This is a genomic window from Psychrobacter sp. (assembly GCF_041554015.1).
GTDB lineage: Bacteria > Pseudomonadota > Gammaproteobacteria > Pseudomonadales > Moraxellaceae > Psychrobacter.
Window position 1 is genome coordinate 1 of sequence record NZ_JBFFMS010000039.1, and the last position, 25029, is coordinate 25029.

General features: G+C 43.5%; 24 protein-coding genes and 2 tRNA genes. 13 read left to right on the forward strand and 13 right to left on the reverse strand.

What is annotated here, in order from left to right; genetic code table 11:
• Nucleotides 1-167 precede the first annotated feature (167 nt).
• On the reverse strand, nt 168-644 hold the full coding sequence (locus ABYU67_RS09995) for a hypothetical protein (RefSeq protein ID WP_372844854.1): 477 nt from the start codon (nt 642-644) through the stop codon (nt 168-170).
• A gap of 209 nt (nt 645-853) precedes the next feature.
• On the opposite strand from ABYU67_RS09995, the gene ABYU67_RS10000 reads away from it, so the two are divergent.
• Together ABYU67_RS10000 and ABYU67_RS10005 are read left to right on the forward strand one after the other, a co-directional pair.
• A complete protein-coding gene (locus ABYU67_RS10000; RefSeq protein ID WP_372844855.1) occupies nt 854-1492 on the forward strand; it encodes a DNA-3-methyladenine glycosylase in 639 nt (212 codons plus the stop codon).
• A gap of 50 nt (nt 1493-1542) precedes the next feature.
• On the forward strand, nt 1543-1854 hold the full coding sequence (locus tag ABYU67_RS10005) for an NGG1p interacting factor NIF3 (protein WP_372844856.1): 312 nt from the start codon (nt 1543-1545) through the stop codon (nt 1852-1854).
• 49 nt (nt 1855-1903) lie between these two features.
• Here ABYU67_RS10005 and ABYU67_RS10010 read toward each other — a convergent pair whose 3' ends face one another.
• The 3 genes from ABYU67_RS10010 to ABYU67_RS10020 form a co-directional block, all read right to left on the reverse strand.
• Nucleotides 1904-2275 (reverse strand): hypothetical protein, encoded by a 372-nt coding sequence (locus tag ABYU67_RS10010; protein WP_372844857.1) that lies wholly within the window; start codon nt 2273-2275, stop codon nt 1904-1906.
• Nucleotides 2276-2475: 200 nt separating this feature from the next.
• A complete protein-coding gene (locus ABYU67_RS10015; protein WP_372844858.1) occupies nt 2476-3090 on the reverse strand; it encodes a PepSY domain-containing protein in 615 nt (204 codons plus the stop codon).
• Nucleotides 3091-4054: 964 nt separating this feature from the next.
• Nucleotides 4055-4258 carry a CsbD family protein gene (locus ABYU67_RS10020; RefSeq protein ID WP_372844859.1) on the reverse strand — a complete coding sequence of 68 codons (204 nt, stop codon included), beginning with the start codon at nt 4256-4258 and terminating at the stop codon, nt 4055-4057.
• Nucleotides 4259-4955: 697 nt separating this feature from the next.
• On the opposite strand from ABYU67_RS10020, the gene ABYU67_RS10025 reads away from it, so the two are divergent.
• Nucleotides 4956-7019, forward strand: a complete 2064-nt coding sequence (locus ABYU67_RS10025; protein ID WP_372844860.1) for a molybdopterin oxidoreductase family protein — start codon at nt 4956-4958, stop codon at nt 7017-7019.
• A gap of 67 nt (nt 7020-7086) precedes the next feature.
• On the opposite strand, the gene ABYU67_RS10030 is transcribed toward ABYU67_RS10025, so the two are convergent.
• Nucleotides 7087-8412 (reverse strand): D-amino acid dehydrogenase, encoded by a 1326-nt coding sequence (locus ABYU67_RS10030; protein WP_372844861.1) that lies wholly within the window; start codon nt 8410-8412, stop codon nt 7087-7089.
• A gap of 73 nt (nt 8413-8485) precedes the next feature.
• The gene (locus ABYU67_RS10035) at nt 8486-9250 is read right to left on the reverse strand and encodes a folate-binding protein YgfZ (RefSeq protein ID WP_372844862.1); all 765 of its coding nucleotides are present in this window, start codon (nt 9248-9250) and stop codon (nt 8486-8488) included.
• A 299-nt stretch (nt 9251-9549) separates the two neighbouring features.
• Here ABYU67_RS10035 and ABYU67_RS10040 point away from each other — a divergent pair, with 299 nt between their 5' ends.
• Together ABYU67_RS10040 and hemL are read left to right on the forward strand one after the other, a co-directional pair.
• Nucleotides 9550-9903: a zinc ribbon domain-containing protein YjdM gene (locus tag ABYU67_RS10040; protein ID WP_372844863.1), complete on the forward strand. Its 354-nt coding sequence runs from the start codon at nt 9550-9552 to the stop codon at nt 9901-9903.
• 98 nt (nt 9904-10001) lie between these two features.
• Nucleotides 10002-11303, forward strand: coding sequence for a glutamate-1-semialdehyde 2,1-aminomutase (gene hemL / locus ABYU67_RS10045; RefSeq protein WP_372844864.1), 1302 nt, complete (start codon nt 10002-10004; stop codon nt 11301-11303).
• 85 nt (nt 11304-11388) lie between these two features.
• Here the strand turns inward: hemL and ABYU67_RS10050 are convergent, their stop codons facing one another.
• The gene (locus ABYU67_RS10050) at nt 11389-11715 is read right to left on the reverse strand and encodes an Mpo1-like protein (RefSeq protein WP_372844876.1); all 327 of its coding nucleotides are present in this window, start codon (nt 11713-11715) and stop codon (nt 11389-11391) included.
• 462 nt (nt 11716-12177) lie between these two features.
• Between ABYU67_RS10050 and ppx the strand changes: the two genes are divergently transcribed.
• The 5 genes from ppx (at nt 12178) to ABYU67_RS10075 (ending at nt 18180) form a co-directional block, all read left to right on the forward strand.
• Nucleotides 12178-13704, forward strand: a complete 1527-nt coding sequence (ppx, locus tag ABYU67_RS10055) for an exopolyphosphatase (RefSeq protein ID WP_372844865.1) — start codon at nt 12178-12180, stop codon at nt 13702-13704.
• A gap of 254 nt (nt 13705-13958) precedes the next feature.
• Nucleotides 13959-14762, forward strand: a complete 804-nt coding sequence (locus tag ABYU67_RS10060; protein WP_372844866.1) for an acetyl-CoA carboxylase carboxyltransferase subunit alpha — start codon at nt 13959-13961, stop codon at nt 14760-14762.
• A 151-nt stretch (nt 14763-14913) separates the two neighbouring features.
• On the forward strand, nt 14914-16479 hold the full coding sequence (gene tilS, locus ABYU67_RS10065) for a tRNA lysidine(34) synthetase TilS (protein WP_372844867.1): 1566 nt from the start codon (nt 14914-14916) through the stop codon (nt 16477-16479).
• Between the two features lie 177 nt (nt 16480-16656).
• Entirely contained in the window at nt 16657-17490 is an 834-nt protein-coding gene (gene proC / locus ABYU67_RS10070; RefSeq protein ID WP_372844868.1) for a pyrroline-5-carboxylate reductase, read from the forward strand.
• Between the two features lie 120 nt (nt 17491-17610).
• Complete coding sequence (locus ABYU67_RS10075; protein WP_372844869.1) at nt 17611-18180, forward strand: YggT family protein; 570 nt, start codon at nt 17611-17613, stop codon at nt 18178-18180.
• Between the two features lie 128 nt (nt 18181-18308).
• Here the strand turns inward: ABYU67_RS10075 and ABYU67_RS10080 are convergent, their stop codons facing one another.
• Nucleotides 18309-19103, reverse strand: coding sequence for a hydroxymethylpyrimidine/phosphomethylpyrimidine kinase (locus ABYU67_RS10080; protein WP_372844870.1), 795 nt, complete (start codon nt 19101-19103; stop codon nt 18309-18311).
• A 241-nt stretch (nt 19104-19344) separates the two neighbouring features.
• Here ABYU67_RS10080 and ABYU67_RS10085 point away from each other — a divergent pair.
• The 3 genes from ABYU67_RS10085 (at nt 19345) to ABYU67_RS10095 (ending at nt 20523) form a co-directional block, all read left to right on the forward strand.
• A tRNA-Ser gene (locus ABYU67_RS10085) sits at nt 19345-19434 on the forward strand.
• A gap of 184 nt (nt 19435-19618) precedes the next feature.
• Nucleotides 19619-19695: transfer RNA gene (locus ABYU67_RS10090), tRNA-Arg, on the forward strand.
• Nucleotides 19696-19869: 174 nt separating this feature from the next.
• A complete protein-coding gene (locus ABYU67_RS10095; protein ID WP_372844871.1) occupies nt 19870-20523 on the forward strand; it encodes an RDD family protein in 654 nt (217 codons plus the stop codon).
• 56 nt (nt 20524-20579) lie between these two features.
• Here ABYU67_RS10095 and ABYU67_RS10100 read toward each other — a convergent pair whose 3' ends face one another.
• The 5 genes from ABYU67_RS10100 to ABYU67_RS10120 form a co-directional block, all read right to left on the reverse strand.
• The gene (locus ABYU67_RS10100) at nt 20580-21557 is read right to left on the reverse strand and encodes a calcium/sodium antiporter (protein WP_372844872.1); all 978 of its coding nucleotides are present in this window, start codon (nt 21555-21557) and stop codon (nt 20580-20582) included.
• Nucleotides 21558-21766: 209 nt separating this feature from the next.
• Nucleotides 21767-22147 (reverse strand): aspartate 1-decarboxylase, encoded by a 381-nt coding sequence (gene panD, locus ABYU67_RS10105; RefSeq protein WP_011279481.1) that lies wholly within the window; start codon nt 22145-22147, stop codon nt 21767-21769.
• A gap of 99 nt (nt 22148-22246) precedes the next feature.
• A complete protein-coding gene (pth, locus tag ABYU67_RS10110) occupies nt 22247-22828 on the reverse strand; it encodes an aminoacyl-tRNA hydrolase (protein WP_372844873.1) in 582 nt (193 codons plus the stop codon).
• A 158-nt stretch (nt 22829-22986) separates the two neighbouring features.
• Nucleotides 22987-23649 (reverse strand): 50S ribosomal protein L25/general stress protein Ctc, encoded by a 663-nt coding sequence (locus ABYU67_RS10115; protein WP_372844874.1) that lies wholly within the window; start codon nt 23647-23649, stop codon nt 22987-22989.
• A 381-nt stretch (nt 23650-24030) separates the two neighbouring features.
• Nucleotides 24031-24978: a ribose-phosphate pyrophosphokinase gene (locus tag ABYU67_RS10120; RefSeq protein WP_372844875.1), complete on the reverse strand. Its 948-nt coding sequence runs from the start codon at nt 24976-24978 to the stop codon at nt 24031-24033.
• Nucleotides 24979-25029: the final 51 nt, after the last annotated feature.

Sequence of the window (25029 nt, forward strand, 5' to 3'; positions counted from 1 at the left end):
TCTAGATAACCTATGCAGGCACTTAGTTCAGTCGATTGAAGACAGTTTAAATAATCGACCAAGAAAGGTGCTAGGGTTTAGAACACCGCTTGAGGTAAAATCTAGCTTCGGGTGCGTTGCACTTCAATGTTGAATCTAAGATGTTAAATATATTAGCGATTGTTCTTTTAGCTGTCTTTACGAGCTTCTTTAATCTTCTTAGCAGCAAATTCCATGGCATCTGCCGCTTTATCCGCTAATGTACCAACCACTTCTTTCGCTTTTGTAGTGGCAGTATCAGTCAAAGAAGCGTCTTTATCGCCTTTATTTTTAGCATCTTTATCTGAGGACTTGCTATCTTTACCATCGTTTTTATCTGATGCTTTGTTGTCTTTGTTGTCTTTGTTGTCTTTGTTGTCTTTGTTGTCTTTGTTGTCTTTGTTGTCTTTGTTGTCTTTGTTGTCTTTGTTGTCTTTGTTGTCTTTGTTGTCTTTGTTGTCACTTGAATTCTTATTATCAGAATCTTTATCAGTATTCTGGTTTTTAGTGTCATGAGTAGCGTTATTGTCTTTTACATCATTTTTCTTGTCTTCTGTCTTGTTTTTATCTTCTGCTTTGTCACTACCATTTTGTTGCTTATTGTTTTGGCTATTAGAGTTACTCATTGTTATATCCTTTTAATTTCATTATGTTTTTTAGGGTAGAATATCCGTGATTAAGAGTACTATCATATCGAGTTAACTGTCTGTATAACATCAGTTGCAATAAGTAATGGAAGTCCCTAGCAGACAGCCTTTGATGGATTTTTATGTTAAATTTATGCTGCTGTGATAATAGAGTGTAAATATATACGCCCATAAAAAGGATAGGACTGATGGTATCCTCTCAAGCTGTGTTAATGGTTTTAGAGCCTTCTTGGTTTGCCCGTCCCACGTGTGTGGTCGCGGCTGACTTAATTGGCAAGGTATTGTGTCGAGAGCTGATAGATAGCGACGGGCAGCGAAAAATCTTGCGTATGCGTATCTCAGAGACAGAAGCCTATATTGGCGAGGGAGATGCAGCCTGTCATGCGCATGCGGGTACACGTACGCCGCGTACAGAAATTATGTACCATGTAGGTGGTGTTTTTTATGTATACCTTACCTACGGTATTCATCATATGCTCAATCTGGTCAGTGGACCAGCAGAGTCGCCAGAAGCCGTATTGATACGTGCTGGATTTTTGACAGAGGATAGCGCCCGCTTCGAAGATAAGCCATTACTAGAGACTCATAAACAACAGAATCCTATCAAGCAACTGGCAGGTCCTGGCAAGCTGACCAAGGGTTTACAGATAGATAGAACCTTATATGGTCAGCCTATTGCACCGACCTCAATGCTATGGGTTGAGGATGACGGTTGTCAGCCGCCAGTGTCTCTGCGGCCTCGTATCGGTATTGATTATGCAGGCGAGGCAAAAGAGTGGTTGCTGCGCTATATATGGACCGATCATCCTTCTTTATCGAAGAAGTAGCCGTTTTTTATATTGTTAACATGTTTTTAAGGATTTAATGAGGTTAGGTCATGTATAAATTGACAGTTTTCGTACCAGACTCAGCATTACAGCAGGTAAAGTCGGCGCTATTTGCGGCTGGTGCTGGCAAAATCGGTGATTATGAGCAGTGCTGTTGGCAAGTGCAGGGGATAGGGCAATTTATGCCACTGACAGGTAGCACGCCACATATTGGTACACAGGACAGTTTAGAGAAAGTCGATGAATGGCGGGTAGAGATGGTGGTTGCTGAGGCTCATATTAATGATGTGATTAATGCATTAAAGCAGGCGCATCCTTATGAAACGCCTGCCTATGATGTTATTGAAGTCTTAGATTTTTGAGCGCAGTTTTTAATAGCTCTTAACACAGACCATTAATTAAAAAAGACGATCAATCTTCTTTGATTTTTAAGACATGATAGCCAGGGTAGCTAAGCTCGATTTTATAATCTTCACCACCGCGGTAGGCTTTTACTTTTATTTTGTTGTCGCCTTTTTTGTATTTAACGTCTTCGACACGGTAACCCATGCTACGGACTTTATTTGCTGCCCTTTGCTCGATAGCAGGACGATAAATATCTTTATCAATGCTATTGATGGTTTTCTTGTGTTTCTTATAGACGCTACTGTCCTTATAAATGTCTTCATAAAGATCGCCATAAGGGTTATAACCAGGGGTAGTCACACAACCTGTGGTTGCTGCTAATAACACTGCTACCATGCTGCCCGCTGCCGTGGTTTTTAATAAAGCATTAATATTCATAAGATGATCTCAGTAATAATATGAAAGTTAAGTCTGAAACTACGATGAATGAAGAGTATAGGACAAAAAATGGTCAAATAAACCAAGGGCTGGCTTATTTGACCGTGGCAATCAAATACTAAACGATGCCAAAATTTGATAAGTAAAAGTTGATAAATAGTAGAACGTATAAACGTTACTTGCACGCTATGTCTTTAACCCTAATCTTTTTCAATTTTGATAACATTCAAGTTCGGGTAGCTAAGGGTAATCTCATACTCTTGTGAGCCACGTTTGGCTTCAATTTCAAATACGCCGCGATTATTCTTCTCTTCAAGCTCAATGTCTTTGACGCGATATCCCATACCTTCAACTTTATTGATAGCACGGCGTTTAATCGCTGGATAACGTGATTCGTTTTTGATGCTATCTTCATTTTTATAATGTTTATCTTTATATTTGCCATTGTCTTTATAGTGGTCTTTATCATCCCAAGCATTAGACCAAGACTTTTTGGTCGAGCTGATCAGCCTAAGATCTGGTGAGCTGTATTTTAGCTCATACGCTTGACCATTCTTCTTAGCAAGTACCGTTAGTATACGGTTGCCGCGATAGCTCTCTGTTCTGATATCCATCACATTATAGCCTTTACGGCGTAGATCCTGACGCAGCTGCTGAATGGCACGGTTGTTTTCCGCATGACCATAACCGCTATTGTCGTTGTATATTGGATAATTGTCATAACCTGGACCGGCGACCGCACAGCCAGCAGTAACGCCAACGATTGCAACTGTGAGAGAGGCTGAAAGGATGGTTTTGAGCGAAAAAGTTTTCATGATGGAATCTCCTAAGATATAAGTCGACTTAAAAAGCACCTATATGTTATTGCAAAAGGCTGTGGCAAAATTTTGTCACTAAATAATGAAGAATAACGCCAACAATCATGAATAATACGCAAATGTGCCAAATGCACTTAGGAAGTATGGATGTTTGTTCTGAAATATCGTTATTCTTGAAATATTTTCTTACATAGACATAGTAAAACTTAAAGCTCATTCATACGTGTCTTTGATGTTAAGAAGTTGTAAATTTTGCAAATAATTGCGTAAGCATTCGATACTTTGAGTGACTAAGGTGTTGCTTACCACCACAAACATCGCTAACACCTAAGGCATTTACAGTGGATTTTTTAGCTTAAAAAGGGCTTGAGATAATAAATATCATTAATATCATGCATTTAGATGTGTTTATTTCCTGAATCCAAGTTGTTGTAAGCATATGCTTACATGCAATGACGTTTACGCGACTTAACAGTGACTTAATAATTTGACACTATACACACACGGCATAAGGGAATGTGACTCAAGGATTGAGTTGACCGTATTAAGGATAGTACTTCAATTACTGGCATCAGGATGATAATAGTAATTGGATGAAGGACACATAACCCATGCTGCAGGCAGATAATGCCAGTAGTAAAAAGGGCAGGATGCCCAGCTGTCACACTATGCTCAATATCTTGCAAGGATGCAGCGATTGGAGCCGTGATAGTAACAAGGATAGTTAACAATAAAACCGCATAACAATTCATTGCTATGCGGTTTTATCGTGTCTGGAAGCTGGGTTTCGACCTTTAATAATTGTGTATGATTAAATGAATTTATTGCTAAATATAGTTGCTAATAAAGCAGACATCAAAAAACCGCATTAAAAACTAATGCGGTTTTTTTAAAGTCATGTGCTTATAAAAATTTGATCTGAATCTTTCTTATAAGCGGTACTATTGAGCAGTACTATTTATTAGTAATTATTTTCATTACGCCATGCATCTACTTCACGCTCAGCGTCGTCTTTACTATGACCATAACGCTCTTGTACTTTACCAACGAGCTTATCACGGCTACCTTCAACATGTAATAAATCATCATCAGTAAGGTCAGCCCATTTCTGCTTTGCTGAGCCTTTCATTTGGTTCCACTCGCCTTTTAGGGTATGTTCATTCATTGCTATTATCCTTGTTTTAGTCGTTGCGTCTTTTGCAATAGCTGTTATTTAAAACTCAAATAAACAGGTTGCGTCACGCTTTAGTATCCAGATTATTATTTATGATTCTTATTACTAGAGTAGCTATCAAATAGCTTGTTTCTTATCGCTTATAAAGTATTTTTTAAAATATATAACTACATCACAAATAGCCAGTGGCTAACTTGTGTTACTAATATATGAATTTCAAAACGCTTTGTCTGTATGGACAATGTTGGGACTGTTGCTCAATTATAAAAAAAATCATACCTATGTTATGGGTGGTCGAGTTATGTAATCAATAGGATATTTTGCCAGAGAGGCAGGTAACCAAAGTATATAAATTAAGGTCTAGAATATAAGGTGCATAACTACAGTGCATAGATTTGACTATGAGTGACAGCATCAGCGAGATATAGTAGGGGAGCAGCTGTCAGTAATTAAAGTTTTACAAGGAAATATAGTATCGACTTACTGAGAATGACCATATAAAAACAGGGAGCGTGACCGTGGTGACTAACCAAACCAAATCTAAAGAGCAGACACATTTTAGAACCTGTACTCTGTGTGAGGCTATGTGTGGTATCGAGATAAAGCACGATGGCAAAAAGGTTTTATCGATTAAAGGGGATAAGAGCGACCCATTTCTAAAGGTTATATTTGCCCAAAAGCGACCGCTTTGCAAGATTTGCACGAGGATCCTGATCGCCTGCGTCATCCGGTTGAAAGAACGGCTAACGGTTGGAAAGAGATTAGCTGGACTGAGGCGTTAGATAAAGTCGCAGCTGGTATTGGCGCGGTGCAAAAACAATATGGTAAAAATGCTTTTGGTGTTTATTTAGGCAATCCCAATGTCCACAATTTGGGCGGTATGCTGACGATCAAGCATTTATTAGGCAGTCTTAAAACGCGCAGTCGCTTTTCGGCTACCTCAGTTGACCAATTACCGCACCATATCGTCAGTATGCATCTTTTTGGGCATATGTTGCGTATCCCAGTACCTGATGTCAACCGTACTCAGTATATGCTCATCATCGGTGGCAATCCGCTAGCGTCTAACGGTAGCATTATGACAGCACCAAACATGGGTCAAAAACTAAAAGATATCAAAGCGCGCGGTGGCAAAGTCGTCGTTATCGATCCAAGACGTACCGAAACCGCAGATATTGCTAGCGAACATCACTTTATTCGTCCAGCGACTGACGTGTTGTTATTGTTAGCGATGCTCAATGAGATTTATTTGCAAGGCTATGCTGATAAAGCCAGTAGCAATAATAGAGCAGCAGCGCTTGCACCAGAAATAGAGCGTCTGGCAGATTTTGCCAAGGGCTATAGTGCAGAGTCAGTTGCCATTATTACCGGTATAGCGGCGGTTGATATCAAGCGACTGGTCACAGAATTTTGTGAAGCAAAAAGCTCGGTTTGCTATGGTCGCATGGGTATATCAGTGCAGGAGTTTGGTTTATTGAGCCAGTATTTGTCTATGGTTATCAATATCGTGACGGGGCGCTTAGACGAAATAGGCGGCTTAATGTTCCCGAATGCGGCGGTCGATGTGGTACATAATTCTGGTCCAGGGTATTTGGCTAAGCGTTATAGCCGCGTCAGCAAGCTACCTGACTTTAATGGTGAATATCCCGTGGTAGCGATGGCGGATGAGATGTTGGTCGCAGGCGAGGGACAGTTAAAGGGCTTTATGACTGTGGCAGGTAATCCTGTCTTGAGTACACCCAATGGCGAAAAATTAGACCAAGGCTTTGAGCAGTTGGATTTTATGGTGGCCATTGATTATTTTGTCAATGAAACCAGTCGCCATGCCAGTATTATTTTACCGCCAGTCTCACCGTTAGAGCGTGACCATTATGATGTTACCTTTAATAATTTTGCTATACATAATATCGCCAAATATTCGAAAGCATTGTTTCCTAAAAATAAGGACGCTAAGCATGATTGGCAAATCTATCTAGAGCTGGCGCAGCGTTTGGATAAAAAAGCGCCTGTAGTTACCAAGGTTGAGCGGCTATTGATAAAGCAGCTAGGACCGAAACTCATACTTGACCAAGGACTGCGGCGTGGACCTTATGCTGGCATGAGCCTAAATAAGCTTAAGAAGCATCCGCATGGCATTGATTTAGGGCCTCTTAAAAGAATGCTGCCACAGGCGTTAACCCATAAAGATAAGCAGATTCATCTAAATATTGATTTTTATCAAGCAGATCTAGAACGCGTACAGAAGATGATGCAGGACTATGACGATAAACAAATCTTACTCATCGGTCGTCGTCATGTCCGCAGTAATAATTCATGGCTGCATAATAGCTATCGCTTGGTAAAAGGTAAGCCGCGCTGTACGCTTATGTTGCACCCCAAAACGGCTAAAGAATACAGTATTGAAGACGGTCAAAACGTAAAAGTAACGTCGCGCGTCGGTAGCGTGATAATCAAAGCAGAAGTCACTGATGAGCTGATGCCAAATGTCGTGAGCATCCCTCATGGCTTTGGTCATGGGCGTAAAGGCGTGAAGCAAAAAATTGCGCAAGCGCATGCTGGTGTCAGTGTCAATGATTTGACAGATGATACCTTAATCGATCAGCTAAGTGGTAATGCGGCGGTCAATGGCGTCCCTGTGCAATTAGAAGCAATTCCGCTAGAAGTGGCTAATTTGGAGATTACTGGTTCGAGCGTTGATTCGAGCATTGATTCTGACGTTAATGCGGATATTAAATCAGGAAGTGCTGCATGACCTAGCTCGAAATGAGAAGATTTGCACTTCACTAAAAAGGCGCTTACTGATATTGGTAGCGTCTTTTTTACGTTCTTAAGCCAACAAAACCGAAATCAATTGGCGGCGTTGCACCCTGTATCAATAAGCTGAGAGCCTTTGCCGAGCCACAAGCATGGGTCCAGCCAAGCGTGCCATGACCGGTATTCAGCCATAAATTATCAAAACCAGCATCCGCACTATGACTGCCATGACGGATTTGACCTTTATGCGCGCGCCCAATTAACGGCACGTTTGATGGCGTCATCGGTCGCAGCCCTGTCCAGTACTGTACAGAATTGGCAATGATACCTTTGGGGAATAACTGCTGCACACGGCGTGTAATGGCTTCGCAGCGGGTGCTATTTAAATCCAAATTATAACCATTAAATTCTGCCGTGCCAGCTACTCGCAGTTTGTCGCCAAGGCGTGAGGTGACCAGCTTAAACTCATCATCAATGAGGCTGACAAAGGGTGCAAGGTGCGGCGCCCGTGGATTGATTTGATACGTAGCTGAGTAGCCTTTGGCTGGAAATATAGGTGCGTGTATTCCTAAAGGTCTGAGTAATGACACGCTATAGCTGCCAAGCGCCAGTACATAATGATCGGCACTAAAAGTCTGCGCGTTTTCGTCCTTAGGTCGCATAGTCATGCTATGTATGTGCGGTTGATGAGAGTAGGCGTCAGTATTTAATGCCAAAATTTCGGTATCGTATAAGAACTGCACGCCAGCATCGACGCAGCGCTGACCCAAACACTGAGTAAATAAATGCGCATTACCTGACTCGTCACGGCTGGTATATGTCGCGCCTTTGAGCTTATGCGCAATAGGATAAAGCGCAGGCTCAAGGCTAATGGCGTTATTGATATCAATGATATGACGCTCACAGCCCAATTCTTGCATGCGCTTCGTTGGTGCAATGGCGGCATCAAACTCCGCTTGATTGGTATAAAAATGCATGATACCGCGCGTTTGCTGCTCGTAATCAATACCGATATCAGCACGCAATTGCTGTAATGCATCGCGTGAATACAAGCCTAAGCGTACCATCTGCACCAGATTGGCATCGGCTCTATCTGCGCGGCACTCTTGCAAAAACTGTATTGCCCATTTCAATTGCGCCTTATCAGCACGCAGACGATAAAGCAGCGGCGCATCTTCTCGAAACAACCATTTAAGCGCTTTCATCGGCGTCGCAGGATTGGCCCAAGGGGTCGCGTGCGAGACTGATATCTGTCCGCCATTGGCAAATGAAGTCTGCATACCAGCGGCTGACTCACGCTCAATCACGGTCACATCATAGCCTGCTTGGCGTAGATACCATGCGGTGGTCACGCCCACCACGCCCGCTCCGAGTACCGCAATATGGGTCATAGATTGCTCTGCTGCGTTTTTAGTCAAGTATTTTAAAGCGTGCTTACTGCTTTATATTATCGATTATGTCTCGTTACTTTTGACGGGCGACATCCGCCTGTAGTGCTGGAGGTAAGTCTAATATCGTAAGCTCAGTGTCGGCTAAATGCTCTGGACGGGCAACGACCAAGGCTCTAAAGCCTTTACCACTAATGTTGTCATCAGCAATAGCATTAACCACATGGATTTTTTCTAGCTTGTTACCGGCTGCTGGTACCTCACCTGCGCCGCTGACGTAATGTAAAAACGCTTTTGGCGCTGATTTAAAGTAAATACGAGCGATGACTTCTTGCCCCAAATAACAGCCTTTATCATAGTCCATACCGCCGCGCTGATGCAGACGCAGCTCTTGCGGCTGGAACTCTCCTTGCGTTGCTGCCACTATCCAATAATTGCCCGTTGCGATACTAGCTTGCGTCCAAGCTTGGATATCCTCAGATGTATTATGGTCGTCTTGATGGCTAAAGGTTGGCACGTTATCAATAACACAGGGATAAATCGATGTTGGCGCACTGGTATCAAACTTTGAAAAGGCACCGAATTTTTTTAAATGGGCTTGAAAAGCCTCAGCGCAATCGGCACTGATCACCACATCAAAATGCTTTTCCGCTTGTTTTTTGATCCAAATACCGAATTCTATACGACCTTTTAGATTGCCAACAGCCGCTGCTTGATAGCTGAGTCCGAGCTTAGTAACATCACAAGTTAATTGTCCTTGTAAGAATTTTTCGGCATCCTCGCCCTGTATAGACAATTGAGAAAACTGTGGCAAGGTCGCCGTATTGATAGACTGAGTCATTGTTATTATCCTTCTAAAAAGAGGTTTTTTATAAAGTACTAAATATCAAAAGCCAGCTAAGTATCAGAAAACGATAGCTTAGATGTGATGCCAAGATAAACCATTATAAAATCATATGAGGCTAAGCAGAGTACCATAAAAAACACCCTCATAAAAAATGTCATCGTTAAGATAGCTATCAGCTGTTAAATTGGGCGCAGCAACTGGTTTTCAAGCGTACAAATTGGTTAAAAAGTGCGAGTTACGGTACAATATGAGCTCTGGAATAATCCTAATATATGATGGCTGATGAGGAAATTATGAGCTTACCCAATTGCCCAAAATGCGATGCTGAATATACGTATGAAGATGGCGCGCTGCTGGTATGCCCGATGTGCGCTCATGAGTGGACAGCGGCTGAAACCAACGCAGCACATGCTGAGGATCAAGACGCGGTCATTCGCGATGCCGTTGGTAATGAGCTGCAAGATGGCGATAGCGTGACAGTCATTAAAGACTTAAAGGTTAAAGGCTCATCAACCATTATCAAAGTAGGTAGCAAAGCAAAAAGCATCCGGTTATTGCCAGATGCGACCGATGGTCATGATATCGATTGTAAGCTAGATGGCTATGGTCCGATGAAACTGAAATCGTCTGTGGTTAAAAAAGCCTAATTGATTAAGTATGATTGTAAATTATGGCGACCAGTAGAAGATAAGCAGAAAATTTATTTTTAATAAAATAATACAGAATCAATAAATAGAGAATAATTATGAGTACTAAAAACGAACAGCTCTTTGCGCAAGCACGTAAGCATATCCCCGGTGGCGTAAACTCACCGGTTCGCGCCTTTGCCGGTGTTGGTGGCACGCCTATTTTTATGCACCGTGCTAACGGCAGCAAAATCTATGATACCGAAGACAATGCCTATATCGACTATGTCGGCTCTTGGGGTCCGATGATTCTGGGTCACGCGCATCCTAAAGTCATTGATGCGGTCAAAAAAGCCGCTCATGATGGTTTGAGCTTTGGTACACCAACGCCGTTTGAAACCACTGTTGCCGATAAGATTTGCAAAATCGTCCCAAGCGTTGAGATGATTCGGATGACAAGCTCAGGTACGGAAGCGACCATGAGTGCGATTCGCTTGGCGCGTGGATATACTCAGCGTGATAAAATCGTTAAATTCGAAGGCTGCTACCATGGGCATTCAGATAGCTTGCTCGTAAAAGCAGGCTCAGGCATGCTCGATATTGGTGAACCGACGTCAAAAGGCGTGCCAGCAGATTTTGCCAAGCATACGATTACCATTCCTTATAATAATCCACAAGCGATCAAAGACTGCTTTGAGAAATGGGGTAATGAGATTGCCTGCGTGATCTTAGAGCCTATCGCTGGGAACATGAACATGGTCATTCCAAGCCAAGAGTTCCATGATACGCTTCGTGCAGAATGTACGGCCAATGGCGCAGTATTGATTTTTGATGAAGTCATGACCGGTTTTCGCGTCGGACTTGGCGGCGCACAAGCGCATTTTGGTATTGACCCTGATTTGACCTGCTTTGGTAAAATCATTGGTGCAGGATTGCCCGTTGGTGCTTTTGGTGGTAAAAAAGAAGTCATGTCTTGCATCGCGCCACTTGGCGGCGTCTATCAAGCGGGTACGTTATCCGGTAACCCACTGGCAATGCGCGCCGGTATTGCGATGTTTGAAGACTTAACCGTCGATGGTTTTTATGCTGAATTGTCTGCAAAAGTAGATAAACTTGTTGATGGTTTTCAAGCGGCGGCTGATAAACATGGTATCAATATGCGTACCAATAAATTGGGCGGTATGTTTGGCATGTTCTTCGTAAAAGACAGTGACACAGCCGTACCGCAAAACTTTGATGACGTCACCGAATGTGATATGGAAGTATTTAACACTTTCTTCCATGGCATGTTAGATCGCGGTATTTATTTGGCACCCTCTGCCTATGAAGCAGGCTTTATGTCTATCAAGCACAGTGATGCAGACATCGAGGCGTCTATCAAAGCCGCTGATGAGATATTTGCAGAAATGGCAACAGCGTAACAGAGCCGTTTTAGGCGCTTAAAAAAACCAGCATAGTGACATGATTACTGTGCTGGTTTTTTATGATTAATAAAAGCAGTGGTATTTATCGTGCTTTATCAAATTTACGGTCTCTCAAGCTTAAATTGCCTCGCATGACGTCTGCATACATACGAAAATCACTGGCGAAGCTTTTTAAAGGAAATTTAAAAGAGGCAGGTTTGTTTTTTTCAAAGAAAAAATGTCCAACCCAAGCACAGGCGTATCCTGCGGTAATACCTTTAAGTAAGGGTTTTACTGAGCGACTCTTAACAGATTTTGCCAATCCGATTAAGCCAAAGCTACTGCCTGCAAAATGCAATCGACGGCAAGCCATGTTTTGATGCTCATCAAGATAAAAGTCGTAAAATGATGGTTTGGCTGAGCTGGCCATTGTTAGCAGATTGGTTTGGCTGAGTTTTTTGGCAGTAGTTTTTTCTGTCTGTGAGGTTGATGATGTTGATGTAGGGATGTTATTCATCGATTTGACTTCCTTGCAGGTTATGTCTCATCTATCCGTGATGAGGCTTTTTCATAGAATGAAATAGCTTGATACCATAAAGCTCATGGGTAAGTAGCTGTTCTCTATTATAATATAGACAATAGCGTGAGTAGCAAGCCAATATTTATTTGGTTTACAGGATGCCTATTCTGTTGTTAGCCGCGGCTTGGCTACTGTATTGCCTTACTTGCCAGTATTTGGCATAAATGTTTTAATGACAAACCTTGCCCTCATTAATGGGATTATTGTCTTTTTTATATATGTTAGTCCTGACGTTAATCCAACGTATTCTCTATTTTAAAAGCCTAAACCCTTTTAATTCTCTTTTGATCTGACACGGTAACGACCTTACTTATGCCTAAAGACAACCTAAAAAATCCACCACTCGCAGAAGATGAGCTGATGGCAGCCATTGATATTGGCTCCAACAGTTTTCATTTGGCCATTGCCCGCCTTGATCATGGTGAAGTGCGAAAAGTGGTGTCTATGTCTGAAAAAGTTCAGTTAGCGGCAGGACTGGATGAGCATAATATTTTGGGAGCAGCCGCAGAGCAGCGCGGTTTAGATTGTCTTAGCCGCTTTGTGGCGCGTTTAGATTCGGTGCCTCCTGAGCGTGTTCGTATTGTGGCGACCAACGCCTTACGCCAAGCCAAAAATGCCAATGACTTTATCAGCCGTGCCAACAAAATCCTACCCAAGCCGATTGAGATTATCGCGGGACGAGAAGAAGCGCGTTTGATTTATTTAGGGGTCTCACACACCAATGCCAGTAGTGACAAGCGTCTGGTGATCGATATTGGGGGCGGCTCAACAGAGTTTATTATTGGTCAAGAGTTTGACCCATTATTGACCGAGAGCTTGCAGATGGGCTGTGTCGCCTTTACGCAAAAGTATTTTGCTGATGGACAAATTACCAAAGAAGCTTTTAATAATGCCATATCGGCTGCGCGCAAAGAAGTATTGGCGATTAATGGGCGCTATCAAAAGCTAGGCTGGAGCAGCGCCATTGGGTCAAGTGGGACGATTAAAGCGGTGCGTAATGTCTTGGTCTCTAAAGGCTGGGCAGATGAGCAAGAACGTATCACCTATAAAGGGGTCAAAAAGCTAGAAAAATTGCTCCTTAAGATTGGCAACGTTGATGACATTGATTTAGAGGGCGTGAAAGAGCACCGTAAAGCGGTATTTCCAGCAGGCGTTGCGGTATTACGAGCGGTCATGAAAGTATTGGGCGTTGACACCATTACTTATTCGGATGGCGCGCTACGTGAGGGTGTCATGTATGACATGCTCGGCCGCTTTGCCAGTGAAGACGTGCGCGATCGCAGTGTATTGGCACTGATCAAGCGCTACTCAGGTGATAAAAAGCAAGCCAAGCAAGTGGTAAAAACCAGTCGTCGCCTTTTTGCACAAGTTCAAGAAAAACTTGGCCTCAGTACCGAAGATGGCGATTTACTGAGACGCGCGGCATTTTTGCATGAGATAGGGCTCGCGATTGCTCATAGTAGCTATCATAAGCATAGTGCGTACTTGATGGAACATTCTGACATTCCAGGGTTTTCACAAGTGGACCAAAAGCGTATGGCGCAGCTGATGCTCAATCATCGCCGTAAGTTAAAAGCGGATATGCTAGAGCAGACCTGTACTATCGGCGGTGATCAACTGGTTTATCTGTGTCTGCTCCTACGTTTGGCGGTACTGGCACATCACAGTCGTAGTGATCATGAATTACCGACCTTAGAATTAAAAGTAGATGATCACCATCATTGGCAAATCATGGTTGGTGATAGCAGCGAGCACTATGCTTTCTTATTGTCTGATTTGCAGATTGAAACAGAACAATTCGCCAAGTGGGGTATTAAGCTTAGCGTCATTGAGGTTTAGTTTTTATTAGTTAAGTTTATCAGCTAAGACTGTTGATAGATGACTTGTTGATGCGGTTAGAAATCACGTAACAAAAGCAGCGTTGTCGGTAATGTTATGGCATATAAGATGTGCTATTATAGTTTTTATTGAGTTTACAACTGTACTTTCATTATCCGTTCTTGCAGTATCCTAAAAACGATAACGATGCCAGTACCAAATCTAACCATATTGAACATGACTTTATCAAGTATCACTAAGAAAAGGAAGCGTCTATGAGTACCGTCTGGGATAGCGTTCAGCTTGCACGACATGCCAAACGTCCATTGTTTATGGATTATGTGAATCAGCTGTTTACTGAATTTGATGAGTTGCATGGCGATCGTGCCTTTGCCGATGACAAAGCAATCCTTGGCGGTCTTGCGCGCCTAAATGGCATGCCGGTGATGGTTGTTGGTCAACACCGTGGTCGCAGCACACGCGAGCGTATTGAGCATAACTTTGGTATGGCCAATCCTGAAGGCTATCGTAAAATCATTCGTTTGGTCAAAATGGCTGAGCGCTTTAATATTCCGGTGATGACCTTTGTCGATACCCAAGGCGCTTATCCGGGCATTGGTGCAGAAGAGCGCGGACAGGCGCAAGCGATTGCCGAAAGCATCGCGGTGTTTTCAAGCTTAAAAGTCCCTGTTATCGTCACCATCATTGGTGAGGGAGGTTCGGGTGGTGCACTGGCAATTGGGGTCGGTGATAAAATAAATATGCTACAAAACAGTATTTACTCTGTGATCTCACCTGAAGGCTGTGCCTCTATTCTTTGGAAAACGGCTGAAAAAGCGCAAGATGCCAGCGAAGCTTTAAAATTAAACGCCATTAATCTGTATCAAATGGGCTTGATTGATGCTGTGATCGACGAAGGCGAGGGCGCACATCTGCAACCACAGCCAGTGATGAATGCACTAAAAGCGCTACTTGTTGAGCAACTGGATGCGCTAAAAGATTTGGATGCACAAACCCGTTGTGAGCTACGTTATGAGAAATTCAAATCGTTTAACTCAGAAGTGATGTTGCCTTGCTAGCCTACTTAGCACTAAATATTTGATCATCAGCTTTTCGCCCTAGAGATCTTCGCTTAGTGTTAAAATAAAAACGTGTCATGTTATGGCACGTTTTTTTATGCCAAAAAATATATCTTCAGTCAATGTATATACCCTCTACATAAGAATAATTATGAATAGCAGCGCAATCCTTCCCTATCCTATTATGCCAATCGCTCAGCTACCGATAGATACGATATTGTCAGAAGCCTTATTAAACAGCTTGATGACGTATGGAGCGCAACTACGGGGTCGAAGAGTTTGGCTGGCCTGTAGCGGCGGGCGTGATTCATTGGCATTGGCAGCACTGTGTGTGCAACTCTATCAGCAAGGCAAGTTGCCGTTCCTAGCGCAGCTATTACATGTCAATCATGGCTTGCAAGCGGATAGTGATAGGTGGGCGCAGCATGTGGCTGGTTGGGCAGACGCTCAAAAGATACCTTGCACTGTTTTGCGCGCGCAGGTAAATGGACATGATGAACAAGCCGCACGGCAAGCACGCTATGATGTGATGCGAGGGCAGCTTAATCAAGGTGATGTACTACTATTAGCCCATCATGCTGATGACCAAGCGGAAACGGTGTTGATGCGGCTCATTCAAGGGGCGGGCGCTAATGGTTTATCGGGTATGCAGCCATGGCATATACAAACAAAAGGCCTGCATCGTATCGTGTTATGGCGACCTTGGCTGACTATACAACGTGCTAGTATTAGCGCCTATGCTCAGCATTTAAAGCTGCCCTATATCGATGATCCAACCAATGACGGCGGTGATAATGTGCGTAGCGGACTGCGCCGTGACATCATGCCCGTATTGGCAAAATACAATCCTAATGTCATTGATAACATTGCCCGTAGCTCACAGCTATTGAGTGATGCGCAATCAACCCTTCATGCCCAAGCAGGCGAGGATTTACAGCAAACAGAGATACTATCGCTACAGCTAGCGTCTGCTCAGCGCGTCCTCAGTATTGATCAATTGCAACAACGACCAATGTATCGTCAGCGCCAACTATTACATCATTGGCTCAGTCAAGATGAGCCATTACCGCCCGCTAAGCAGCTCGTCGATGATGTCTTAAGTCTAAGCCAACGTAATGATAATGACCATCAAACGGCACTGTTTTGGCAAGGTCGTAAGCAGTCTTACTACATTCGACGTTATCGTCAGCAGCTTTATCGTCTGAGCAGTGACTGGCTAACATGGCTTGAGTTGCCGCTTATTGAGCAAATACTACCATTATCTGATTGTCTGTCACTGGATAATAATTTAGCTGATCATCAGCCTATATCCATTATGTTACGTCGTGACCAAAAAATTGGTTGGCAAGCTCAGCTGATAGCAAGGGAGTTATTAACCTTGTTAGATGGTTTTACAATGCAGGCAACGTCAGCGTCAACACCGCTATTAAAAGTGATGCCATTAGGCCGTAAGCAGCCTGTCCAAACCGCACTGGTAACACGACCGCAGTCAGGAAAAAAGCTCTATCAGACCTTAGGCATTCCGTCATGGATGCGCGAGAGTTTGGCAGTGGTATCTGTTGCATTTATAGATGCAGAGGATCAATTGACGTTAGAGCTACCCGTATTGTTAGTTTCGCCTTTTGAGTATTGGGTGCTCGGCTCTAAAACAATAAAGGCTGAGGCATATGTTAAAAACACACTGTCTATTTATCAGCCCCCAACTACCAGTAGATAACTCTCTTTAATTAAGCGTTAAGTGGCGATTGGTATCGTCCAGAGCATCAGCTGAACCCGATGGTTCCCCAGCCGAATTTCCTAAACGGCGCCAGTAGCAGTATGGTAAACTGAGTGTCATGTTATCTATCATTATGTTAGTGTGAATGCCTTTCAATTTGTTCAGTTGGAGATAAATATGTCAGTATTGGATAATAAGAAAATCAGCTTTATCGGTGGCGGTAATATGGCGCAAGCTTTAATTAGCGGGCTGATGAGCTGCGGTGTCAAGCCGAATCTCATTACCGTCTCTGACCCAAGTAGCGAGGCACGTGAGCAATTGGCTGCTAAAGGGTTGAACACGGTTGATCCAACTGCTGATGCAAAAGCTGCCGTTATTGATGCTGACATTGTGGTGCTGGCCGTCAAACCGCAAGTGATGAAAGCGGTGGTCAGTAGCTTTGCGGATGCTTTAGATAACCAGCTGGTGATTTCAGTAGCAGCAGGTTTATCGACTGAGCTTTTATCTGACATGCTTGGAGGTTATGGCAATATCGTACGCGCCATGCCAAATACACCGGCGATGATTCAGATGGGTGCCACAGGGCTTTATGGTACTGATGACATCTCTACTGAGCAAAAGCAGCTGGCATCTGCGGTGATGGAAGCATCAGGGCTTGTGATGTGGGTTGACGATGAGGCACATATGCATGCAGTGACTGCCGTATCAGGCTCAGCACCTGCTTATATGTTCTATATCATCGAATCGATGGTTGATGGGGCAGTTGCGCTAGGATTGGATAAAGAACAAGCCTCAGCGCTTGCTATGCAAACTATGTTGGGCGCTGCCAAAATGGCCATGGGCAGCGAAGATGCGCTAAGCGAGCTACGTCGCAAAGTGACCTCGCCAAATGGTACGACCCAAGCGGCGATTGAATCCATGCAAGCCAATGAGATTGGTCGTCAAATTGGTGAAGCGATGCAAGCATGCTATGATCGCAGTCAAGCTTTAAGTGAAGAGATGAGCAAGTAATTATCTTCATATAAGGGGCAGTATTTTAAGAATACTGCCCCTGACTGGTTATAATAAACGCCTAATAATGACATTCGTCATCCTAAAACCTGTTAATAATGTCACATTGAGTAGCGCTTCATGAACAACATGTTATTGCAAATTTTTGATTTGGTCACCACCTTCGCCATGATGTTGGTGTTTATTCGTTTTATGTTACAGTTTGCAGGGATGGACGCCAGCAACCCTATGATTGCGCCCGCTTATAAAGCCACTCATATCGTTGATGTCTTCGGACGTATCTTCCCAACGGTTGGTCAAGGTCGTATTAGTATTGCCGCTATTGTGCTGATGTTCTTGATTCGCCTGATAGATATCGCAGGAAAAGCCGCGTTAACACATAAGGGTATAGCGCCAGTTCCATTGTTTTTTACCGGTACGATTAGCTTAGTTTTAGACTTTTTACGTATGTGCCGCTACTTGGTGATTGGCTCTATCATCGTTAGCTGGATTGTGGTCTTTACCCAGTCTCAGCATCCAATTATCGGTATTATTGTGAATTTAGCAGAACCTATTTTGGCCCCGTTTCGCCGTATCACGCCAAACTTAGGGATGATTGATTTATCACCCATGATTGCCTTTTTTGCCTTCTATTTGCTTGAGATCTTCATTGGTGGTTTGGCATCAAGCTTTATGCCGATGTTGGGCTAAGCTTGCTAGATTAAGCGGTTTAAGAAAGTTTAACTAAAAAACTGCTCATAAAAAGGCGCTCTTACATAAGTGGGAGCGCCTTTTTTGTGGGTGCCGTTTATGCAAAGCCAGCTATTAAATCTCAAGTATCAAAAGCGGACAAAACGATTGGGTATCAATTGGGCTGTTGCATTATCAGGGTGCGGCGCATCAGCAGCTTGCAGCGTTTGGGTAATCCAGTTATCGGCGGCCTTTACGGCATCGATCAGCGTATCACCCATAGCTAAGCGCCCAGCGATAAAGCTCGCTAATGAGCAGCCAGAGCCATGGAATTCGCCTTGTAGGCGTGGTAAGACACTTTTATATACCATCTCGCCTTTGATATATAAATACTGCTCAATATCGCCGCTATCAAAGTCGTGTGAGGTCTTGACCAGTACGGCATGCGTACCTTGAGCGCATAATTTTTGCGCAGCCGTATGCAAATCTTGTTCTGCGCTTAATGCGCGTAGCTCATGAGTGTTCGGGGTGATTAAAGTCGCATAAGGTAACAGTTGTCTAAAGGCGGTGACCAGCGTCTGCTCATCACCCAAGCTGCCACCACTATTGGCGACTAGGACAGGGTCTAAGACAAAAGCTGTCCCCTTAGGGATAGTCTCATTAGCAAATAAATCTGTCAGCATAGCAATATTGTCAGTGGTGCCAAGCATTCCTGACTTAATAACGGTGACTGGCAAATCATCGAGCACGGCTACGGCTTGCTCCTTGACCAAACTTGCCGCACACGCATCAAAGCCAATGACCTGCTGCGAGTTTTGTACGGTGATCGCAGTACAGGCAATGGCAGCATGAGCACCTGCTTGCCCGATAGCTTCGATATCCGCCTGCAATCCTGCCCCGCCAGAGGGATCTAAACCTGAAAAGCACAATACAACTGGTCGCATAACATATCCTTTGATAACATTTATAATGAGTGCCAAATACTATAGCCATCTGCTAGGAAAAAAGCCATAAAGCGCGATAAATCACTAATTATGCAAAAAGCATGATTAAAAGGGCAGACAATGCTTGCAATTCGTTTTGGCTTTGCTATAATACTCGCCCACGGCATAAGACGTATCGTTAGCATCGATACTGTGTTTAGAGAAGTATGAATCATACTTTGATAAGTGTCTTAAATCGTTAGGTGAAGTGGGTGAGTGGCTGAAACCAGTTCCCTGCTAAGGAACCATACGTGTAAGCGTATCGAGGGTTCGAATCCCTCCTTCACCGCCATTTATTCGTTATTAGTAGAATAATCGCGCAAAAACTGGCGTTCATGGTCTTAAATTTAGTTAAATGCAAAATTAATTTGAATTTAATTAAAAAAGATGTTGACACAAGCGAAATTATCTATATAATGACCAACCTAATTTACTGCAATTGTTATTAACAAAGCGGTAAATGATGTGTAAAGTACGCGCTTGTAGCTCAGTTGGATAGAGCACTTGGCTACGAACTAAGGGGTCGGGAGTTCGAATCTCTCCAAGCGCACCATTTTACATCATCACTGATATACTAAATTAATCGCCTGTCTTATGACAATTTGGCGGTTTTTTTACGTCTGCGATTTACTCATATCTAATCGCCTGCTCTGACTATAGTGTACGATAAGCGCCTAAATTACGGTACAATGAGCACTCTATTTTTCGCTTGTTATGGGCTGGTATCATGTCAAAATCCTCACCAAAAGCTGCTACTAAAGCAAAATTGCCACGCAAAACGTCAGCGCCTCAAAGCGCTAACGTTGAAGAGGCGATGGTGGCAAAACCTGGCACGCGCTTGGCGGCGATTCTTTATGATGGGATGTTGATTTTGGCTTTGCTGTTTTTGGTTGGCACGGTACTGACGGTGATTGGTACGCTGCTGACCATGGAGGCGGGTAGCGAGTCATCACAAGCGCAGTCATTACCGACATGGTATCAGAATGTTATCATGACACCATCGTTTATACTGACGCTGGTGGGGTTCTATGGGCTGTTCTGGCGCCGAGGTGGGCAGACATTGGGGATGCAGACGTGGCGTTTAAAGACCGTCAATAATAGCGGTCATCTGCTCACATGGGGACAATCTTTTAAGCGTATTTTAGCGGCAAGCCTGATGCCACTGATATTTGGTCTTATTGGTAGTGTTATCGGTGGCTCACGGGCTATTTTATTGACCAGTGCCTTTTTGGGCTTTGTTTTTAACTATGCCTTTTGTTTTTTTAATCGTCGTGGTCTTGCGATACAAGATATGCTATCGAATACCATTACCTTAAAAATGCCAAAAACAGAGAATGAAGGACTATGGCGGGTGATTAGAAACCGCAAGCAAGAAAAATAACCTGCCTGATCCCCACTATAGTCTGTCATTGTACTTTGAGTGTTAGCTATTAGATGTTAGATAGAGGCCGTTTGCATCAACCATACAGTATAGCCGACAAAGAATAACACCAAAGTCGAGCCAGATGTGCGACCGAATGAACGTTTACCCATAAAGGCGAAACCGCACAGTACCACAAGTAACAAGGTAATCAATCCCATCGTCACCATATCACGTGATAAAATAATTGGACTGACCGTGATTGGCGCTATAAGCGCTGCGATACCAACGACGCCCAAGGTGTTAAAGATATTAGAGCCAATAATATTACCCAGTGCCATGTCGTGCTCACCTTTGCGTGCAGCTGATAAGCTTGCGACCAACTCAGGTAGCGAGGTTCCAATAGCAACAATGGTGAGACCGATAATCAGCTCACCCAAGCCCCAAAACGTGGCCAGCTCAACGGCGCCCCAGACGATGGCTTGTGAGCTTGCTACTAGCATTGATAAGCCAATAACTAAGCTGCCTAGACCGCGCATCAAGCTAGGATGCTCCTCTGTAGCGCGCGCATTTTCTATAGTAGCCTCTTCATTATTTGATTTGCTTTCACGTAAACTAAGAATGATTTGAATGCCCAGCACGATGATCAATGACGCTAACAGCACCAGTCCATCAGCTAGGCTTAATCGCCCGTCACGAAGCTGCCACGTTGCCAATGCTGTGATGACCACCAGTATGGGCAGGTCGCGCTTGATGACACCTTTATGGATGATAACAGGGCTAATCAGTACCGTGGCACCCAAGACCAAAGCAATATTGATGATATTAGAGCCATACGCATTACCTAATGCTAGCTCAGGGCTGCCCTCTAATGCTGCCAATGCAGATACGACCATCTCAGGGGCCGAGGTGCCTACTCCTAATATAATAACGCCAATTAAGAAGCTGGGTGCATTAAACTTTTTTGCCAATGCTGTTGCGGCATCAATGAAGACATCGGCACTCCAAACAAGAATCGCAAGACCAATCAATATAGCAATAACGGCCAACCACATTTAGATAACTCCTTCGTTAGAGATAAAAAACAGATATTGGGTTTTGAACAAGCTTATGTCATATAAAAACGGCATAAAAAAAAGCTGAATCACAATCTGGATTCAGCTTCGATATAAGTACAAGTATTTTAATGGGATTTTGACCGCGATGGCAACCGTGTGCCCCCGTATTTACTCATGGTTTATGTAACAAGTTCTTTAACGATTTGTTAGGCCACTTGTACAGGGATGATATTCGCCGTGTCTTTAACCGTGTTGTCTTCGTTACAATAGACCAGACGTGGCTGATAGGTTGATGCTTCAACTTCATCAAAATGTGCGTAAGCACAGATGATAACGATATCACCTAAATCAGCCATATGAGCGGCTGCACCGTTTAAGGAGATAATACCAGAGCCCGCTTCAGCACGGATAGCATAGGTGCGAAAGCGCTTACCATTGGTGACATTATAGATGTCGATAGATTCGTTTTCACGCAGACCAGCAAGGTCTAATAAATCACCATCAATACCGCATGAACCTTCATAATGAAGTTCGGCATGAGTAACACGGGCGCGATGTAATTTGCATTTGAGCATGTTAAGTAGCATAGGTTGCTTCCTTAGTGTAACGGATATAAATGAGTCAAATCAAAACGTTAATGGGGATTAACTTGCTAAAATAAAAGGCTATTATAATTGAAACGCCCGTCATTCAGGTAATTTAAAACCGTTAATTTGCGAGCGTGCTTTTTCAATATCGCCGCCCAATAATAAAGGCAGGGCATCAAACGCGGCAGATAAGGCACTATCAATGGCAATTTGCTCATCATTAGAGGCTTTTGAGAGCACATGGCCGCTGACTTTGGATTTGTGACCCGGATGACCAATCCCCACACGCAAACGATGGAAGTCGTTACCGATGTGCGGGGTAATATCACGCAGACCATTGTGACCACCGTGACCACCATCCGTCTTAAGCTTGATGCTACCAGCAGGAATATCGAGCTCATCATGAGCAATCAGCAATTCATTATTTTCAATGCCATAAAATTTCACCATCGGCACCACCGACTGACCAGACTTATTCATAAAGGTGAGTGGCATCAATAGGCGCACATCATGCCCATGAATCTGCCCACGTCCTGTTACTCCATAAAACTTTTTATCAGGTGAGAGGGTAATATTAAATTGTTGAGCCAAGTGATGGACGAACCAAAATCCTGCATTGTGGCGCGTAAACATATACTCTTGACCCGGATTACCAAGACCGACAATAAGCTTTATGGCCATAAAAATACCTGCTTGACTATAATAAATGAGTGGTAAGGGCTGATTTCTCAAACCTTACTTACAAAAACAGCAGGAGATATTCATCACCTGCTATTTTTTTGACTGAACAAACCTGAGATTATATAGACAACGATAAGTCGCTATATAAAGCGGGTTTATTACTCGCTGTCTGTACCTTGCTCAGTAGCAGGTACGTCAGAAGCATCAACTTCAGCAGCTTCGTCAACTTCTTCAACCGTTGGTGGCTGCATGTTCACGATCGTACGGTCGTGTGCATCTTCCATGTCAAGATCAAAGATGATTACGCCTTCAGGCAGTTTGATGTCTGATAGACGGAACAAATCGCCGATTTCCATACCAGATACGTCAACTTCTAAGTATTCAGGTAACTGTGATGGGATACAAACGATTTCGATGTCAGTAACTAGGGTTGATAGAACGCCACCAGCTTTAGTACCAGGTGCTTCTTCACGACCAGTAAAATGAACAGGAACGTTCATGTTGATTTTCTGACCTTTCACAACGCGCTGGAAATCAGCATGCATTGGGAAACCTTTAGCTGGATGGCGCTGCAAGTCTTTGATAACGACTTGATGCTCTTCGCCGTCTACATTTAAAGTCAAGATGTGTGAGAAGAATGCTTCAAACTCAAGTGATTTTACCAACTCATTGATTTTGATAGAGATAGCGGTTGGTTGCTCACCACCACCATAAATGATAGCAGGAACTAGGTTCTGCTTACGTAGGCGGCGGCTCGCACCTTTACCTTGTAGCTCAGCAGAACGATCAACTGCGTTTAATGCAAAATGATTAATAGTCATGGAGGTAATCCTATAAAAAAATGATGAAGTGTCTGGTCATAAAAAAGTGGATTTGCGACCAATCCACTAATACGTGATGATAGCTCATATTTGTCGAGCGCGATAAACGCCTATAATCAAATACAGCCATATGCTTAAGCCAATGATTATCATGATAAAATTACTAAGAAAATCACTATTTTAAACGTGATCAGCACTTTTAATAATACTGACGCTCTTAAATTATAAAAAACGGTCAGCACAGGCGCGCATTATACGTGATTATGTAATAATAAGAAAGACCTACATAAAATGGCGATGCAAAACCATTAAGCAAAAAAAGCGCCAAGTCATGAAACTTGGCGCTTTTTTTTAATTGATACATCTAATGAACAACGAATCTCAAGCGTCAAACATCGCGCTGATAGATTCTTCGTTATTAATACGGCGTAAGCTTTCAGCCAACATCGGTGCGATGCTTACTTGACGGATTTTGCTACAAGCTTTGGCAGCATCTGACAATGGAATGGTATCAGTAACCACAATCTCATCTAACTCCGATTCGCTGATGTTTTTCAGCGCATTACCGGATAGGACAGGGTGCGTGATATAAGCCACTACGCGGCGCGCGCCATTTGCTTTGAGTGCTTCAGCAGCTTTACATAATGTACCTGCGGTATCAACCATGTCATCAACAATAACGCAATCACGATCACGGACATCACCGATGATGTGCATCACTTGTGACTCATTGGCGCGGGCACGGCGTTTATCGATAATCGCCATGTCAGTATCGCCCAACTGCTTCGCCATCGCACGCGCACGTACCACACCGCCAACGTCAGGAGAGACGACCATAAGGTTGTCATAATCTTGTTTTTGGAGATCGTTCAAGAGCACAGGGGTGCCATAGATGTTATCAACTGGGATATCAAAGAAGCCCTGAATCTGATCTGAGTGCAAATCAACGGTCATCACGCGATCGATACTGACGATGTTTAGCATATCAGCGACGACTTTGGCCGAGATAGGTACACGCGCTGAACGAGGGCGACGGTCTTGACGGGCATAACCAAAATACGGCATGACGGCTGTGATACGGCCAGCACTAGAACGACGCAAAGCGTCTGCCATCATCATGATTTCCATCAGATTGTCATTGGTTGGTGCACAAGTAGGCTGCATGATAAACACGTCTTTACCGCGCACGTGTTCTTTGATTTCTACGGCAATTTCGCCATCAGAAAAACGCGTGATGTCAGCTTTACCAAGAGGTATATGGAGATGATCGGCTACGGTTTTTGCTAATTCTGGGTGGGCATTACCCGTAAAAATCGCCAAATAAGGCATGACAGAAGTCCTATTGATTGACTCAAGCAGCGACCGCTAAGCAGTGTCAAA